Raw genomic sequence first — 16893 nt, 5'->3', positions numbered from 1 at the left:
CGACGCGCTCACGGTGACCCTGGCTTCCGCCCCCGCGAGCGCCCAGCGGGGCTCCTCGCGGGCCGGTGGCCGTCGAGGCACCCGCGTGCCGCCGGATGGCCCAGCCCGCGCCCGGTGCCGTGGCGCCGGGTGCGCGACCCGTCGAGGCTGGTCCGGCCGGGGCATGAGGCCCCGGACCAGACACAGAAACGGACTCCTATGGCGATCGTCACCATCGACCACGAGGTTCCCCACACGTCCACCGTCCCCGCGAACGCCGGCGACCCGGTCAAGCTCTTCGTACGGGAACGGAGGGACTCCTCGCCGGGCGAGCCGCGCAAGCCCGTCCTCATGCTCCACGGCCGGAGCGTTCCCGTGCTTCCCGGCTTCGATCTCCAGCACAAGTCGTACAGCTGGGCCGAGGCGCTGGCCAAGGCCGGCTACGACGTGTTCATGATGGACCTCCAGGGCTCCGGGCTGTCCCCGCGTCCCAAGATGGACGACCCGTGCAACGTCAACCCCGCGCAGCAGCACCTGCTGAAGCCGAGACCGCCCGGATTCACCCCGTGTCAACCGAACTATCCGTTCCAGCTGACCAACTCCAACAGCGACCGGGACGAGCTGAACACCGTCGTGGAGTTCGTCCGCCGCGAGTGCAAGGTGGAGAAGGTCGCCTTCATCGGCTGGTCCGCCGCCGCGTTCACGATGGGACCGTACGCGGTCAAGAACCCGGGCAAGGTGGAGAGCCTGTTCCTGCTGGCGCCGATCTTCCCGCCCAAGGGCACGTCGAACCCACCGAACCCGCTGCCGCAGCCGGGCTTCCCGACCTTCCTCGGCACGAAGAGCGGGTTCTGGGCGGGCTGGGGCAACGAGGCGCTCTGCGAGGGCCAGCGTGATCCCGAGATGCAAGACGTGGTGTGGGACGCCCTCATGAAGAGCGACCCCGTCGGCAGCACGTGGGGGCCGCCGGAGGGCCTCAACCGGATCAGGAACTTCGCCCGGTGGGGATGGAACGAGACCACCGCGGCGCAAGGCGGCGTCCTCGGCGGAAGCGTGCCGGTCCTCATCGTGTACGGGGAGCACGACACCCAGGTCAACACGTCACCGCCGAACCCGAACCCGGAGCTCAACTTCTCGGTCCCCGCGCTCTACAACGCCGTCGCGGGCTCCCACAAGCTCATGGTCAAGCTCGACTGCGCCGGGCATTCGGTGCCGTGGGAGATGCAGCACAAGAACGTGCACAACCTCTCGAAGCACTGGCTCAAGCACCTCAAGGTCGACGGCAAGACCCAGGGCGTCTTCGAGATGAACACGAACGGAGACCTCAGCCCGGCCCCGTAGACGCGCCCGAGCCCCCGGCAGCACCGCCCGGGGGCTCGCTCGTGTCAGTTCTTGGCCGCCGTCAGCGCGGCCACCAGCACCGGCGTGACCTGCTCGATCTGCCACGGCCGCGCCCCGTACCCGGCCAGCGCGCCCGCCACCGACCCGGCCGTGACCTCGGCGGGCGGCTCCCAGCACACCCGGCGCACGGTGTCGGGCGTGATCAGGTTCTCGGGCGGCAGGTTCAGCGACTCGGCGAGCGCGGAGACGGCCGTACGGGCGGCGGAGAGGCGCGCCGCGGCCACCGGGTCCTTGTCCGCCCAGGCGCGCGGCGGGGGCGGGCCCTGCACCGGCTGCCCCGGCTGCGGCAGCTCGGCGTCCGGCAGCGCCTTCGCCCGGTCCACCGCCGCCTGCCACTGCTCCAGCTGGCGGCGCCCCATACGGTGCCCGAAACCGGGCAGCGCGGTCAGCGCCTGCACCGTGGCCGGCAGGGCGAGGGCGGCCTCGACGATCGCGGCGTCGCTGAGCACCTTCCCGGGCGACACGTCACGCCGCTGGGCGATCCGGTCACGGGCGGTCCACAGCTCCCGTACGACCGCCATCTGCCGGCGGCGGCGGACCTTGTGCATGCCGGACGTCCGGCGCCACGGGTCCTTGCGGGGCGGGGGCGGCGGGGCGGAGGCGATGGCGTCGAACTCCTGGTGCGCCCACTCCAGCTTCCCCTGCCGGTCCAGCTCCTTCTCCAGCGCGTCACGCAGGTCGACGAGCAGTTCGACGTCCAGCGCGGCGTACCGGAGCCAGGGCTCGGGCAGCGGGCGGGTGGACCAGTCCACCGCGGAGTGGCCCTTCTCCAGGGCGAACCCCAGCACCGACTCGACCATCGCGCCGAGGCCGACCCGCGGGAACCCCGCGAGGCGGCCGGCCAGCTCCGTGTCGAACAGCCGCGTGGGAACCATGCCTATTTCGCGCAGGCACGGCAGGTCCTGGGTGGCGGCGTGCAGGATCCACTCCGCGCCGGCCAGGGCCTCACCCAGGCCGGACAGGTCCGGGCAGCCGACCGGGTCGATCAGGGCGCTGCCGGCCCCCTCGCGGCGGAGCTGCACCAGGTAGGCCCGCTGGCCGTAGCGGTAGCCCGACGCGCGCTCGGCGTCGACGGCGACGGGGCCGGTGCCGCGCGCGAAGGCGGCGATCACCTCGGCGAGGGCGTGCTCGTCGGCCACCACGGGCGGGATGCCCTCGCGGGGCTCGAGCAAGGGGATCGGCGTCTCTTCGACTACGCCGTCTGCGACGCCGTCGTCCGGAGGGCCGCCCCCGGTGGTTCGCAGTGCTGTCTCTGCTGCGGTCTCTTGGGCGTCGGTCACCTGTCAAGGGTATCTGTGAACGGCAAGCGCCCGTCGACGGAACGTTCCGTCGACGGGCACTGGGGTGATGTGAACCGGTCAGTGGATGATTCCCGTACGAAGTGCGACGGCGACCATCCCGGCCCGGTCGCCGGTGCCGAGCTTGCGGGCGATGCGGGCGAGGTGGCTCTTGACGGTCAGCGCGGACAGGCCCATCGATACGCCGATGGCCTTGTTCGACTGCCCCTCGGCGACCAGCCGGAGGACCTCGACCTCCCGGCCGGAGAGCTCCCGGTAGCCGCCCGGGTGGCTCGGGGCGCCGGGGGGACGGCGGTGCAGCCGGGCGGCCGCGGCGCCGATGGGGGCGGCGCCGGGACGGGTCGGGTGACCGATGTTCGTACGCGTACCGGTGACGACGTAGCCCTTGACGCCGCCGGCGAGCGCGTTGCGTACGGCACCGATGTCGTCGGCCGCCGACAGGGCGAGCCCGTTGGGCCAGCCGGCGGCACGGGTCTCGGACAGCAGGGTGAGCCCGGAGCCATCGGGCAGGTGGACGTCGGCAACGCAGATGTCGCGCGGGCTGCCGACGCGGGGACGAGCCTCCGCGATGGACGACGCCTCGATGACGTCACGCACTCCGAGAGCCCACAGGTGGCGGGTGACGGTGGAGCGGACGCGCGGGTCGGCCACGACGACCATGGCCGTCGGCTTGTTCGGGCGGTAGGCGACCAGGCTTGCGGGCTGCTCGAGGAGAACGGACACCAGGCCTCCTGGGAAGGTGCGGACACAGCCGGCTCGGGGAAGAAGCCGGGCGAACCGTGTTTGAAGGGTCACAAGCCTCTTCGGCAGCCCGGGGGTCCGCCTTTAGGGGAAGATCACGATTTAGTGAGTAACAATTGGGGCAATTCGGACGGGCGATCGATCATCCTACGAGCGCCCCATCCCGCGCGGGGCGCCCGCCGTCCCGGCCCGACACGCCCCGGAGCGCCCACTCGGCCGCACGGCGGGCGCGCAGCCTACGCGCTCGGCACCGCGCCACGGCGCGCCCGCCGAGCGGTGAGGCGCCGCGTTGACGTCCACGCCGGGGGTCTCCCGGGCCGTGCCGCGTCCGGCCGGCAGTCGGCGTCCGGCCGGGGCGGGCCGTGCAGGGTCGCCCCCACGGAGGCCGGCGGCTGCCGAAGGGCTCCCCGAAAAGAGACCCGAGGCCGACCGGCCTCGGGGAGGTGAGCCCGGAGGGGCCCCGTCCCCCACCCGCCGGCGACGGCCGTCCCGCCCCGCCCGCGGGGCGCCGGGCGGAGCCCTACGGGTGCTGCGGCCCGCGGCGCTGGGGGAGCGACACGACCGCGGCCGAACCGGCGTCCAAAGGCCCCGGGGCGGAGGGCGGCAGGCCCCCGATCTGGCACAGCAGGTCGCACCAGGCCGCCAGGTGCGCCGCCGTGTCCGGAACCCCGCCCCGGCCCTCGCGCGGCGTCCAGGACGCCCGGATCTCGATCTGCGTCGCCGGGCGGCGCTCCGCGAGTCCACCGAAGTAGTGAGACCCCGCACGGGTGACGGTGCCCGAAGCCTCCTCGTACGACAGGCCCCGCGCCTCCAGCGCGCCCGTCAGCCACGACCAGGACACCTCCGGCAGCAGCGGGTCGGCCGCCATCTCGGGCTCCAGTTCCGCGCGCACCAGCGTCACCAGGCGGAAGGTGCCCTGCCAGGCCTCGTGCCCCGCCGGGTCGTGCAGCAGCACGAGGCGGCCGTCCGCCAGGTCGTCGTCGCCCTCCACGACCGCCGCCTCGAGGGCGTACGCGTACGGGGCCAGCCGCTGCGGCGGCCGGGACGGATCCACCTCGATCTCCGGCCGCAGCCGCGCCCCGCGCAGCCCGTCGACCGCCAGCCGGAAGGCAGGCGGGACGGACGTACCCTCCCTGTCGTTCGTTCCTTCGGCGTCGTCGGAGTGATCGGAGAACTGTCCCTGAGCCGCAGCCATGCGGGGAAGAGTAGGCGGAAGGACGGCCCCGCGCAGGGAGGGACACCCTCACCACGCCAGCCGCTTGGCCGTACATGCGAAGATTCTGGGCGTGAGTGCCATTGACAGCCCTTCGGGCCAGCAGACGAAGACCTACGACTCCGCGTTCCTGAAGGCGTGCCGCCGCGAGCCGGTGCCGCACACGCCCGTGTGGTTCATGCGGCAGGCGGGACGGTCGCTGCCCGAGTACCTGAAGGTCCGCGAAGGCATCCCCATGCTGGAGTCGTGCATGCGGCCCGAGCTGGTCACCGAGATCACCCTCCAGCCGGTACGGCGGCACAAGGTCGACGCCGCGATCTTCTTCAGCGACATCGTCGTCCCCCTCAAGGCCATCGGCGTCGACCTCGACATCAAGCCGGGCGTCGGCCCCGTCGTCGCCGAGCCCATCCGCTCCCGCGCCGACCTCGACCGGCTGCGCGCCCTCACGCCCGACGACGTCCGCTACGTCACCGAGGCGATCGGCATGCTCACCGGCGAGCTGGGCACCACCCCGCTGATCGGCTTCGCGGGCGCGCCCTTCACCCTGGCGAGCTACCTCGTCGAGGGCGGCCCGTCGCGCAACCACGAGCACACCAAGGCCCTGATGTACGGCGACCCCGAGCTGTGGGCCGACCTGCTGGACCGTCTGGCCGACATCACCGCCGCCTTCCTGAAGGTCCAGATCGAGGCCGGCGCCTCCGCGATCCAGCTCTTCGACTCCTGGGTCGGCGCCCTCGCGCCCGCGGACTACCGCCGCTCGGTCATGCCCGCGTCCACCAAGGTGTTCCGGGCGGTCGAGGAGTACGGCGTACCGCGTATCCACTTCGGTGTCGGTACGGGCGAGCTGCTGGGCCTGATGGGCGAGGCGGGCGCCGACGTGGTCGGTGTCGACTGGCGCGTCCCGCTGGACGAGGCCGCCCGCCGCGTCGGCCCCGGCAAGGCGCTGCAGGGCAACCTCGACCCGGCCGTCCTCTTCTCCACACCCGAGGCGGTCGAGACCAAGACCCGCGAGGTCCTGGACGCCGCCGCCGGGCTGGAGGGGCACATCTTCAACCTCGGCCACGGCGTCCTGCCGACCACCGACCCGGACGCCCTGACGCGTCTGGTCGAGTACGTCCACACGCGGACCGCCCGCTGACGTCCCCCGCGGGGCCTACAGGGCGGTGACGTTCACCGACGCGATCCGGCCCGCCTCGTCGAACGACACCGCCACCGGGGAGCCGTTCGGCAGGTCGGCGTCGATCCCGGTGGGCGACGGGCGCTGCGGCAGGCCGTGGTGGGCGAAGTAACCGCCCACCACCTGACGCGGCACGGCACCCTCGATCAGCCCCGCGCCGGTCAGCAGCACCCGCGGCAGGGTGACCGCGTCCGGTGCGGTGCGCGGCACCGACGGGTCGTCCGGGACCAGGTACAGCCGGGTCCCGGGCGCCGCCTCCACACCCAGGTACCCGGCGGCACCGAGCACCCCCATGGCGCCGAACGCCAGGTGCTCCACCGCCATGCGCCGGTCCGGGAAAGCGGACAGGTCCAGGCCCTCCTCGGTGAACTCCGGCACCCCGGCCCGCACGCCACGGCGGCGCACCTCCGCCGAGGCACCCACGACCGGCATGTCGCCGAACCCCGGGTTGGCCCAGCCCCACAGCCACGAGCCGTCGGACTCGTCGAACGTCCCGAGTATGGAGATCCTCAGGTCACGGCCGCCCTGCTGGTACAGGCACTGGCCGAGATCGGCGGTCCAGGGGCCGGAGGGCATGAACGCGGTGAACGCCTCGAGCTGCTCCCACCCCCAGGCGGCATGGGGTTCGGTCGCGCGGACGAAGGCGTCACTGAACGAAGTGATCATGGCCCCCGACCCTAAGCCATGCCCCTGACGGGGTTACGCACCCGCCTCCCGGACCGCCGCCACCGCCTTGCGGGCCGCCACCTGGACCGGGTCCCACACCGGGGAGAACGGCGGCGCGTAGCCCAGGTCCAGGGCGGTGATCTGCTCGACCGTCATCCCCGCCGTCAGCGCGACCGCCGCGATGTCCACCCGCTTCGCCGCGCCCTCACGGCCCACGATCTGGCAGCCCAGCAGCCGGCCCGTGCGGCGCTCGGCGAGCATCTTGACCGTCATCGGCGCCGCCCCCGGGTAGTACCCGGCCCGGCTCGTCGACTCGACGGTCACCGCCACGAACCGCAGGCCCACGGCCTCCGCGTCCTTCTCGCGCAGGCCGGTCCTGGCGATCTCCAGCGAACACACCTTGCTGACCGCCGTACCGACGACACCGGGGAACGTGCCGTACCCGCCGGCCACATTGGCGCCGATGACCTGGCCGTGCTTGTTGGCGTGCGTGCCCAGCGGTATGTGCCGCTCGCGGCCCGAGACCAGGTCCAGCACCTCGACGCAGTCGCCGCCCGCCCAGATCTCCTCCCGGCCGCGCACCCGCATCGACAGGTCGGTCAGCAGCCCGCCGTACTCCCCGAGCGGCAGCCCCGCCTCCCGCGCCAGCGTGGTCTCCGGTGCCACGCCCATGCCCAGCACGACGACGTCCGCCGGGTACTCGCCGTCCTCCGTCGCCACCGCCCGGACCCGGCCCCGTCCCCCGAGCTCCCTGCTTCCCCCGAGCGGGGAGGTACCCCCGTCGGTGAGGATCTTGGTGACCTCCGCGCCGGCGACCGTGGTGATGCCGAGGCCGTCCATCGCCTCGTGCACCAGCCGCCCCATGTCCGGGTCGAGCGTCGACATGGGCTGCTCGCCCCGGTTGAGGACGGTCACCTCGTAGCCGCGCTTCAGCAGCGCCTCCGCCATTTCCACGCCGATGTACCCGGCGCCCACGACCACCGCGCGCCGCCCCGCCGTCCCGTTCACCGCACTCAGCGTGTCCAGCAGCGCCTGCCCGTCGTCCAGCGTCTGCACCCCGTGCACGCCCACCGCGTCGATGCCCGGCAACGGCGGGCGCACCGGGCGGGCACCGGTCGCGACCACCAGCTTGTCGTAGCCCTCCCACGCCTCGGCCCCCGACTCCACGTCCCGGACGCGCACCCGCCCGCGCTCGGGGTCGAGTGCGGTCACCTCGGTCCGCATCCGCAGATCGATGCCGCGCGAGCGGTGCGCCTCGGGCGTACGCGCGATGAGCCGGTCCGGCCCGTCGACGTCACCGCCGACCCAGTACGGGATCCCGCACGCCGAGTACGAGCTGAAGTGCCCCCGCTCGAACGCCACGATCTCCAGCTCGTCCGGGTCCTTCAGCCGACGGGCCTGCGACGCGGCGGACATACCGGCCGCGTCCCCACCGATGATCACCAGTCGTTCTCGTCCCACCTGTCCCATGCGGACACGCTACGACGAGGCGCTCCCCGAATCCGCGCGCTTCGCCAGCCACGGCCGCAGCAGCCACCGCCACCCGGCGTACCCCACCAGGAACACCGCCGCCCACGGCGCCACCGCCAGCAGCACGATCCCCACCCACTTCGCGGCCGTCACCAGCGCCTCCCAGCCGCCGCTGAGCGCGTCCCCGAAGCCCGGCCCGGCGTCGTCCCGCTCCTCGGCCGGCTTCTCCGGCTCGCTGAGGTGCAGCGTGATCGTCGCCATCGTCGTACGGTCCTTCAGCGCCGCCCGCTGCGCCAGCAGCGACTCCAGGTCCGCCTGGCGGCTGCTCAACTGCCCTTCCAGGGCCACCACATCGCTGAGCCTCGTCGCCTCGTCCATCAGCTCCCGCACCCGTGCCACGCTCGCCCGCTGCGTGGCGATCCGGCTCTCCACGTCGACGACCTGGTCGGTGACGTCCTTGGCCTCCGCCTTGCGGGAGAGCAGTTTCCCCGTGCCCGCGAGCTCCTTGAGCGTCGCGTCGTACGCGGACTGCGGCACGCGCAGCACGATCTGCGAGGTCACGTGGTCGTCGTCGACGCGCTCGGTCGTCTCGTTCGCGACATGGCCGCCCGCGGCCCCGGTGACCGAACGGGCCTTCGTCAGCGCCGCGGTGGCGTCCTCGACCTCGACGGAGAGCTCGGCGGTGCGGATGACGTGCTGCTGCTGCTTCGGCGGTGCCTCGGGCGCCGGGGACGCCTTGGCACCCTCGGCCGGCTTGTCCGCCGTGTAGCCCGAGTCCGCCGCGGCGCTGCCGACGGCCTTCTCGTCCCCGGCGCCCCCGCGCTCGTCCGCCGCGCCGCACCCGGCGAGCGCGAGCGAGGCGGTGAGCAGTAGTACGGCCCCGAATCCGTGCTGACGCGTGCGCATGATCCCCCCCGTTGCCCATGGCGACTGATGTGCTGGTTGGACGAACGGGGGAGGGGGCCGGTTGCCGCCGGTGGCTCACGAACCGGTCACGGTCGGGACTCGGAACGGCGTTTGAGAGAGTGGAGACATGAACGCGGACACAGGCGACACATCCAGGAGCGGCCACGTCGTCGTCATCGGCGGCGGTATCGCGGGTCTCGCGGCCGCCCACCGGCTGATCACCGCCGGGCGGCGCGTGACCCTGCTGGAGGCCACCACGCGACTCGGCGGCAAGCTGCAGGCTGGGGAGATCGCGGGCGCCCCCGTCGACCTCGGCGCCGAGTCGATGCTCGCCCGCCGCCCCGAGGCGGCCGACCTCGCCCGCGCCGTCGGCCTCGGCGACCGGCTCCAGCCGCCCGCCACCGCCCGCGCCGCCGTCTGGACCCGGGACGCGCTGCGGCCGATGCCCAAGGGACACGTCATGGGTGTCCCCGGCGACGCGGCCGCCCTCGCCGGGCTGCTGTCCGCCGAAGGCCTCGCCCGTATCGAGCACGAGCGGGACCTGCCCCCGGCCGACCCCGCCGCCCTCGGCGACGACATCGCCGTCGGCCGCTACGTCGCCGACCGCCTCGGCCGCGAGGTCGTCGACCGGCTCGTCGAACCGCTCCTCGGCGGGGTGTACGCGGGTGACGCCTACGCGATCTCGATGCGCGCCGCCGTACCCAAGCTGTTCGAGGCCGCCCGCACCCACTCCACGCTCACCGAGGCCGTCCGGTCCCTCCAGCGGGCCGCGCAACAGCAGACCGGGCCCGCCTTCATCGGCATCGAGGGCGGCATCGGCACGCTCCCCGGGGCCGTGGCCGGCGCCATCACCGCCCGGGGCGGCGAGGTCCTCACCGACACGCCCGTCCACGCCCTCACCAGAGCGCCCGGCGGGGGCTGGAACGTCCGTACCGGCGAACGCGTCCGCCACGCCGACGCCGTGATCGTCGCCACCCCCGCCTGGTCCGCCTCCGAGTTGCTCGCCGCCGAGTCCCCGGCCGCCGCCACGGACCTGGCCGCCGTCGAGTACGCCTCCATGGCCCTGGTCACCCTCGCCTTCCGGCGCGCGGACGTGGCGGGGATGCTGCCCGCGGGCTCCGGCTTCCTCGTCCCGCCCGTCGACGGCCGCACCATCAAGGCGTCCACCTTCTCCTCCCAGAAGTGGAAGTGGACCGACGAGGGCTCCGAGGACCTCGTCGTGCTGCGCACCTCGGTCGGCCGGTACGGCGAGGAGGACCACCTGCACCGCGAGGACGCCGACCTCGTCTCCGTGTCCCTGACCGACCTGGCCGACGCCACCGGCCTCGCCGCACGGCCCGTCGCCACCGAGGTCACCCGCTGGATCGGCGGCCTGCCGCAGTACCCCGTCGGCCACCTCGCCCGGGTCGCCCGCATCCGTGACGCCGTCGCCAAGCTGCCCGGCCTGCGCGTCTGCGGAGCCGTGTACGACGGCGTCGGCATCCCCGCGACCATCGCGAGCGCGTGGCGCGCGGCCGACGAGATCCTCGCCACGCCGACCCCGGCGCACGGCACCCCGGGCAACGAGCGAGAATAGCCCCATGAGTGCGCCCGAAAAGATCCCGAACGCCGGTAAGAAGGCGAAGGACCTCAACGAGGTCATCCGCTACACCCTGTGGTCCGTCTTCAAGCTGCGCGACGTCCTGCCCGAGGACCGGACCGGCTTTGCCGACGAGGTCCAGGAGCTGTTCGACCAGCTCGCCGCCAAGGACATCACCGTCCGCGGCACGTACGACGTGTCCGGTCTGCGCGCCGACGCCGACCTGATGATCTGGTGGCACGCCGAGACCTCGGACGCCCTCCAGGAGGCGTACAACCTCTTCCGCCGCACCCGGCTCGGCCGAGCGCTGGAGCCGGTGTGGTCCAACATGGCGCTGCACCGCCCCGCCGAGTTCAACCGGTCGCACATCCCGGCGTTCCTCGCCGACGAGACGCCGCGCGACTACGTCTCGGTGTACCCCTTCGTGCGCTCCTACGACTGGTACCTCCTGCCCGACGAGGACCGGCGCCGGATGCTCGCCGACCACGGCAAGATGGCCCGCGGCTTCCCGGACGTGCGCGCCAACACGGTCGCCTCGTTCTCGCTGGGCGACTACGAGTGGATCCTCGCCTTCGAGGCGGACGAGCTGTACCGGATCGTGGACCTGATGCGTCACCTCCGTGCCTCCGAGGCGCGGATGCACGTACGGGAAGAGGTCCCGTTCTACACCGGCCGGCGCAAGTCGGTCGCGGATCTGGTCGCGGGTCTCGCCTGAGGGCCCTGACCTGACCGACCTGGTGACGGGCGGGCGCGGTGTCACTCGACGGCCGCCGCCCGCACATCACCCCCCGACCCGGAAGATCAGACGGCGGGCCCTTCCGCCCGCCGCTCCAGCGACACCGGGTCCGGCTCCGGGGGGGGGGGGGGGGGGAGAAGGAGCACCCCCCCCCCCCCCCCCCCCCCTCCTTCCCCCCCCCCCCCCCCCCCCCCCCCCCCTTCCCCTCCCCCCGCCCCCCCCCCCCCCCCCCCCCCCCCACCCGCGTCTTTCACCGACCCCTTCGCTGCTCCGGCGTGAGCGCCGCCCGCAGCGCCGGGTCGTCCAGGGCGTGGACCCCGGCGATCGCGACGGCGGCGAGCGGGTCACGCCGGCTCACCCTCGTCAGCAGGCTCTGCCCCGCGGGTGAGGCCCAGCGCGTGTACGGGTGGATTTCGACGCGCGCGATGACGAGGCAGCCCAGCGTGAGGACCAGCGGGAGCGCGAACCAGGCCATGCCACGGACGCCCGGCGCGTGTCCGGCGGGCAGCAGCACGGCCGCTCCCGCGAGCGCGACGGTCAGGACCGTCGAACGGCGCACGTTCCGCAGCGCGGTGACGATGGCGGACCTGGCGGCGTCGGGCACGGCGAGCCCCGCCGCGACCAGCCGGTCCGCGAGCGCCCGTACCGCGTCGGCGGCGGACGCGGACGCGCGTACCGCCGCTATCCGCGACTGCCCCTCGGGCCCTATCGCGCCGATCACGGAGCGCTCCAGGTCGTCCGCGCCCTCCGGGTCCGGGTCCACGACGGTCGCCCAGCCGGTGTGCGCCAGCCACAGCCGTCGCCGTCGGTGCATCGACACCAGCGCCAGGTCGGTCACGCGCTGCGGGCCGCCGGCCAGGAACGCGGCCTCGTACAGGTTCAGTTCACGGTCCACCGTCCGGCCCCGCGCCGCCGGGGACGCCGGCTGGGCGGCCTCGACGGCGGCCAGGCACAGCCGCGCGCAGCTGACGGCCGCCGCGACCCACGTCACCAGCAGCAAGGGCACCCAGAACATGCCCGGAGTTCTACGCGAAACGATGGCCGTGGCGCCACAGGGTTTTCACGATGCGGACGTTTCCAGGGCGTTCAGGTCCCCGAGGAGGAGCCGGACGGCATCGTCGGCGAGCGCCCGGACGAGGGTGTTGCGGGTGGTGGCGCGGACGTCGGCGGCGACGGAGAAGAGGGTGCCGTGCTCCTGGCGCAGCAAGGTGGCGAACACCGACTCGTAGGCGGGTCCGCGCGTCTCCATCAACCGGTCGAGCCACGTCCGCTGTTCGTCGGTGGGCTGGCTCGGCAGCGCCACGCGGAGCCGGGCGGCGACGTCACGGACGCGGACGCCGAGGTACGTGTGGTCGGTCGCGAGGTGCCGCCCGGCGGTCTCGACGGCACGGCTGGGAGCGCGGCCGGTGGCCTGCTGGGCGGCCGGGAGCGCCCAGAGCCCGGTCAGCCGGACCCGGACGACGAAATCGCGGTCGGCGGCGGACAGCGGTCCCCACCGGGTGGGCACGGCACCGGCCTCCAGGCGGGCGGGGCCGGTGCCGGCGCGGTCGGCGTAGGACCAGACGGGGAACACGAGGGCGGCGATGGTCGCCGTCAGGGCGACGACGACCAGGCCGGTGCCGGTACCTGAGTGGGGTCGCATGGTGCGGTGCACGCTAGCGGGAGGCACGGTGATCGTGCGGACGGTTGCCGGAGGTGCCGTCAACTCCCTTGTGCAGTTGGTACGTTGATGGGTTGCGGGTTCGTCAGTCCCCGCCGCCGCCCCCGCCTCCGCAACTGGAGCCGCCTCCGCAGCTTGACCCTCCGCCGCTCGACCCGTCCGAGCCGCTTCCGCAGCCGGATCCGCCGCTGCACGCGGAGCCTCCGCCTCCGCCGCCTCCGCAGCCGCCCCCGCAGCTCGACCCGCCCGTGTCGGCGCTCGCGCACCACACGACGACCGTCACGGCCGGATCGTCCTGCTGCGTGCTCCCTCCCGTGTCCCTCCGCCCGGACATCCGCGCCGCCGCCACCAGCTGGTCCTGGAGCGCCCGGTCGGGCAGCGCGCGCAGCCCGTGCAGCGCCACCAGGTCCCCCGGCTCGGTCAGGTGGGCATGGGCCCGGCGGTACGCGGCGAGGGCCCGGCGGCCCGCCCCGGTGACGCGGCGGCCGCTGACGGCGCCACAGATCATCCCGATGACCATGCCCGGCAGCAGCGCGGGCAGCACCTTGACGACGAAGGGGAACGGCATCTCGCCCCACTCGGCGGTGGTGTACTCGACGATCGTCGCGGCGATCGAGCCGAGAACGAGCAGGAAGCAGCCGACCGCCTGGAAGGCGCTCCACCGGCGCCAGGTGCGCCCCGCCGCACGCGGCACGAGCAGCCCCCGGGCGGCGAGCCGGTCGCCCACCTCCTGCACGGCGGGGTTGCGCATGGCGGCGAGCCTGACCGTGTGCAGCGCACCGTGGGGTGCGGCGGCGAGCTCGTGCAGCACCGCGCGCTCGGCGGCGTCGTGGCCGACGGGGCGTACGACGTGCACGATGCCCGGCCCGCCGACGGCGACGCGGCCGTCCGCGTGGAGCGAGGCCAGGGCGGAGTCGACGACCCGGGCGGGCCCGCCGTTCAGGAACGCGGCCTCCACCCGGTAGTGGATGGAGCCGCCGGGGCCGCGCCGGGAGGCGGCCACCCCGTTGATCAGCAGGGCCGACGAGACGGCGACGGCGACGTACACCAGGAGGGCGAGGACGTTCACGCGGCACGCCTCCCGACGATCGCGGCGCGGGCGGCGCGCACGAGCCGGCCGGTCCGGCCGGGCGGTCGCACTCCGGCGCGTTCACGCCACCACGCGGTGAGCCTTTGACGGGACGCGGGGTCCTCGGGCTTCCCGGCGATCAGCAGGTGCTCCGCGAAGTCGAGCGCGTCGCGCCGGTATCCGCCGCGCATGGGACGCGACGCGGCGTACGAGAGGAACGCGGCCCGGTATCCGCCGCCGAGGATCTCCGGCAGCTCGGGCGCCACCTTGGCCACGACCCCGGCCCGCTTGCCGGCCAGCGCCCGGCTCTGCACCCGCAACCGGCCGTGGTCGAACCCCTCGGGCGCGGGCGTTCCGGCCACCAGTGCCGACAGCAACGCGGCCTGGGCGATGCCCACCCGCTCCCGCGCCCCCGTGGCGACACCGGTGCCGGCCACCGGCCCCGTCACCGTCCCCGCCGACGCCCCACGCTCGCCGTCCGCCACCGGTGCGCCTGCCACCGGAGCGGTGCCCCTCACCGGCGCGGTGTCCGCCTCACGCCCGGCGCCCGGCACCGTCGTCGCTCCGCGTACCGTCGCGCGGATCGAGGCGAGTTCGCCCGCCAGCTCCTGAGCCGGAGGGAAGTCGTCGTCCCGTTCCAGGAGCACGCCCGGCGGGGCCACCCGGGAGGCGAGGTCCGCGAGGATGTCGAGGACCGCGGGCGGGACGGGGTGGGCGTGGCTGTCGTGCCAGACGCCGTCCCGCTCGACGCCGCCCGCCACGTGGACGTACGCGATCGCCTCGAGCGGCAGCTCCGCCAGGGCCTTCGCCGGGTCCTCGCCCCGGTTGACGTGGTTGGTGTGCAGGTTCGCCACGTCGATCAGGAGGCGGACGCCGGTGCGCTCCACCAGCTCGGCCAGGAACTGCCCCTCCGTCAGCTCCTCGCCCGGCCAGGAGAACAGCGCCGCTATGTTCTCCAGCGCCAGCGGCACCGGCAGTGCGTCCTGGGCGATACGGACGTTCTCGCACAGCACGTCCAGCGCCTCCCAGGTGCGCGGGACCGGCAGCAGGTGGCCCGCCTCCAGCGCGGGGGAGGCGGTGAGCGGCCCCCCGGCCCGTACGAAGGCGATGTGCTCGGTCACCAGTGGCGCCCGGAGGGCCGTGGCCGTGGCCGCCAGCTCCGCGAGGCGCCCCTCGTCCGGCCGGTCCGCGCCGCCCAGGCCCAGGGACACGCCGTGCGGGACGACCGTGACGCCCCGCTCGCGCAACCGCAGCAGGGAGTCGGGGAGGTGGCCGGCGCAGATGTTCTCCGCGACCACCTCCACCCAGTCCACGCCGGTCAGGCCCTCCACCGCGTCCGCGATCTCGGGACGCCAGCCGATGCCGGTACCCAGTTCCCTCATGTCCCCCTCCTCCTGCGTCGGTCGGAAGGGTAATGGCCCCGGGAGCGGATCCACGAAACGGAAGAACCGCAGTTCAGAGCTTGATTTGAGGTTACGGACCGGGTTACGGGCGCGTCGTGTTGATGGCCGTCGGCGGCCCCGGCTGGGTCGAGGGCCGGGAGGTGAACGACTGGTCCGTCCCCGTCGGCACGGCCGGAGACGGCGCCGGCGGCAGGTTGCCGTTGGGCGCCGGCGGACCGGACGGGCTCGCGGTGGCGTTCCCCGCCGCCTCGTTGGCGATGGCGTCGAAGTCGACCTTGCCGGTCGCCTCCAGCATCGTGATGTGGTCCAGCACGGTCTGGTTGGCGTCGCTCGCGAGCTGCCGTATCAGCGTGTTGCGGGTGGTGTGCCGCACCTGGGCGACCAGTGCGAAGACCTTGCCGTGCGCGTTGCGCAGCAGGTTCGCGAACTTCCGCTCGTACTCCTCGCCGCTCGCCGCCGACAGCTCCCGCAGCCAGCCCTGCTGCTGCTCGGACGGCTGGTTCGGCAGCTCCACGCCCAGCTTGGCCGCCACGTCACGAGCCCGCTGGTCCAGGTCGGTGTGGCCGACGACCAGGTGGTCCCCCGCGTCCTTGATGGCCTGGCTCGGCGCCCGCTCGATCGCCTGCTGACCGGCGGGCAGCTCCCAGAGCCCCGCCAGCCGGACCTTCACCAGGAAGTCGCGGTCCGTCGCCGACAGTGGCCCCCACTGGGTCGCCACGGTGGACGCGTTGAGGTTCGCCTGGCCGGTGCCGGAGCGGTCGGCGTACGACCAGACCGGGAACGCCAACGCGCTGACCGTGGCGACGAGGGCCGCGATGATGAGTGCCGAGCCGTTGATACGTCGCATCAACAAGGTGGTGCCTCCCGAACTGATGGCAGTACTGGGAGGTACGTATACATGGAAGCGAACGTTCAGTCGCCCCGCACCGGAAACTCGGAGACCACCGTGCACGACCCGGGAGCGATCTCCGTGAAGCCCGCGTCCCGCACCAACGGCAGCCCGCTCGCGGTGAGTTCGGCCCAGCGGCCGGGGTGCGCGGTGCGTACCGCGAGGGGGAAGCCGGCCTCCCGCCAGGCTTTGCGGTCGGCGTCCGTCATCGCCCACCACAGCAGTTGGGCGCCGTGCCCGACCTGTGCCATCTCCTTGCCGGTCGACATGCGCAGGTCCGGGTTGAGCCACAGCATCGCCTGCCCCGGCGCGGGCGGCGGCAGCTCGCCGGTGTCGTCCAGCTCCGTGCCCGACACCTGGAGCTTGGCCAGCTCCTTGGGCCAGCCGTCCAGCGGGACCGGTGGGAAGACCCGCACCTCCGCGGTGCCGCCCGTCACCGTGATGCCCGGCAACTGCGCGGCCTTGCGCCACTCGGCACCGCGCGCCCGGCGCACCACCTTGCGGATCCGTGCGTCCTGCCAGTCGCGCACGGCCTCGGCCCACTCCCCGTCGCCGAGCGACCGGTCGTCCGACAGCATCACGAGCACCGCGCGGGCGGCGGTCTCCAGCGCGTCGGTACGGGTCGGGGGTTCGGCCTTCTCGACGCGGACGACGAGGGGAAGCACGAACTGGGGTGCGTCTTGGCTGCTCACCCGGCCAGTCTGCC

16 protein-coding genes are annotated in these 16893 nt (G+C 73.9%); 4 read left to right on the top strand and 12 right to left on the bottom strand.

The window, feature by feature from the left end; translation table 11 throughout:
• Positions 1-198: 198 nt before the first annotated feature.
• A complete protein-coding gene (locus ACZ6C1_RS09250; protein ID WP_469239317.1) occupies positions 199-1320 on the top strand; it encodes an alpha/beta fold hydrolase in 1122 nt (373 codons plus the stop codon).
• A gap of 44 nt (positions 1321-1364) precedes the next feature.
• On the opposite strand, the gene ACZ6C1_RS09245 is transcribed toward ACZ6C1_RS09250, so the two are convergent.
• The 3 genes from ACZ6C1_RS09245 to ACZ6C1_RS09235 form a co-directional block, all read right to left on the bottom strand.
• Complete coding sequence (locus ACZ6C1_RS09245; protein ID WP_469239315.1) at positions 1365-2660, bottom strand: ribonuclease D; 1296 nt, start codon at positions 2658-2660, stop codon at positions 1365-1367.
• Between the two features lie 78 nt (positions 2661-2738).
• Entirely contained in the window at positions 2739-3401 is a 663-nt protein-coding gene (locus tag ACZ6C1_RS09240; RefSeq protein WP_073755186.1) for a helix-turn-helix transcriptional regulator, read from the bottom strand.
• A 538-nt stretch (positions 3402-3939) separates the two neighbouring features.
• Positions 3940-4614, bottom strand: a complete 675-nt coding sequence (locus ACZ6C1_RS09235) for a DUF3000 domain-containing protein (protein WP_469239312.1) — start codon at positions 4612-4614, stop codon at positions 3940-3942.
• Positions 4615-4705: 91 nt separating this feature from the next.
• Here ACZ6C1_RS09235 and hemE point away from each other — a divergent pair, with 91 nt between their 5' ends.
• The gene (hemE, locus tag ACZ6C1_RS09230; RefSeq protein WP_469239311.1) at positions 4706-5770 is read left to right on the top strand and encodes a uroporphyrinogen decarboxylase; all 1065 of its coding nucleotides are present in this window, start codon (positions 4706-4708) and stop codon (positions 5768-5770) included.
• Between the two features lie 15 nt (positions 5771-5785).
• Here hemE and ACZ6C1_RS09225 read toward each other — a convergent pair whose 3' ends face one another.
• From ACZ6C1_RS09225 to ACZ6C1_RS09215, 3 genes are read right to left on the bottom strand one after another with little or no spacing between them, the layout of a single operon-like run.
• Positions 5786-6475, bottom strand: coding sequence for a DUF6882 domain-containing protein (locus ACZ6C1_RS09225; protein WP_469239309.1), 690 nt, complete (start codon positions 6473-6475; stop codon positions 5786-5788).
• Positions 6476-6508: 33 nt separating this feature from the next.
• On the bottom strand, positions 6509-7945 hold the full coding sequence (locus tag ACZ6C1_RS09220; RefSeq protein ID WP_469239307.1) for an FAD-dependent oxidoreductase: 1437 nt from the start codon (positions 7943-7945) through the stop codon (positions 6509-6511).
• 9 nt (positions 7946-7954) lie between these two features.
• The gene (locus ACZ6C1_RS09215; protein ID WP_469239305.1) at positions 7955-8851 is read right to left on the bottom strand and encodes a DUF4349 domain-containing protein; all 897 of its coding nucleotides are present in this window, start codon (positions 8849-8851) and stop codon (positions 7955-7957) included.
• Positions 8852-8978: 127 nt separating this feature from the next.
• On the opposite strand from ACZ6C1_RS09215, the gene hemG reads away from it, so the two are divergent.
• Both hemG and hemQ read left to right on the top strand, forming a co-directional pair.
• A complete protein-coding gene (hemG, locus tag ACZ6C1_RS09210) occupies positions 8979-10427 on the top strand; it encodes a protoporphyrinogen oxidase (protein ID WP_469239303.1) in 1449 nt (482 codons plus the stop codon).
• Positions 10428-10431: 4 nt separating this feature from the next.
• Positions 10432-11145, top strand: coding sequence for a hydrogen peroxide-dependent heme synthase (hemQ, locus tag ACZ6C1_RS09205; RefSeq protein WP_469239302.1), 714 nt, complete (start codon positions 10432-10434; stop codon positions 11143-11145).
• A 271-nt stretch (positions 11146-11416) separates the two neighbouring features.
• Here the strand turns inward: hemQ and ACZ6C1_RS09200 are convergent, their stop codons facing one another.
• From ACZ6C1_RS09200 to ACZ6C1_RS09175, 6 genes are all read right to left on the bottom strand, one after another.
• Positions 11417-12181, bottom strand: coding sequence for a TIGR04222 domain-containing membrane protein (locus ACZ6C1_RS09200; RefSeq protein WP_469239300.1), 765 nt, complete (start codon positions 12179-12181; stop codon positions 11417-11419).
• Between the two features lie 45 nt (positions 12182-12226).
• Positions 12227-12808, bottom strand: coding sequence for a DUF4142 domain-containing protein (locus ACZ6C1_RS09195; protein WP_469239299.1), 582 nt, complete (start codon positions 12806-12808; stop codon positions 12227-12229).
• Positions 12809-12911: 103 nt separating this feature from the next.
• Positions 12912-13895, bottom strand: coding sequence for a TIGR04222 domain-containing membrane protein (locus ACZ6C1_RS09190; RefSeq protein WP_469239297.1), 984 nt, complete (start codon positions 13893-13895; stop codon positions 12912-12914).
• Positions 13892-15277, bottom strand: a complete 1386-nt coding sequence (locus tag ACZ6C1_RS09185; RefSeq protein ID WP_469239295.1) for an MbnB/TglH/ChrH family RiPP precursor modification enzyme — start codon at positions 15275-15277, stop codon at positions 13892-13894. Before ACZ6C1_RS09185 ends, ACZ6C1_RS09190 begins: the two co-directional genes overlap by 4 nt.
• Before the next feature lie 103 nt (positions 15278-15380).
• Positions 15381-16145, bottom strand: coding sequence for a DUF4142 domain-containing protein (locus tag ACZ6C1_RS09180; protein WP_469239293.1), 765 nt, complete (start codon positions 16143-16145; stop codon positions 15381-15383).
• A gap of 65 nt (positions 16146-16210) precedes the next feature.
• Positions 16211-16879, bottom strand: coding sequence for an aminoacyl-tRNA hydrolase (locus ACZ6C1_RS09175; protein WP_469239292.1), 669 nt, complete (start codon positions 16877-16879; stop codon positions 16211-16213).
• Positions 16880-16893 lie beyond the last annotated feature (14 nt).

Source organism: Streptomyces sp. NPDC041796 (assembly GCF_055590785.1).
Note: the sequence above shows the minus strand (reverse complement) of the source record. Positions and strands in the feature narration are given on the sequence as shown.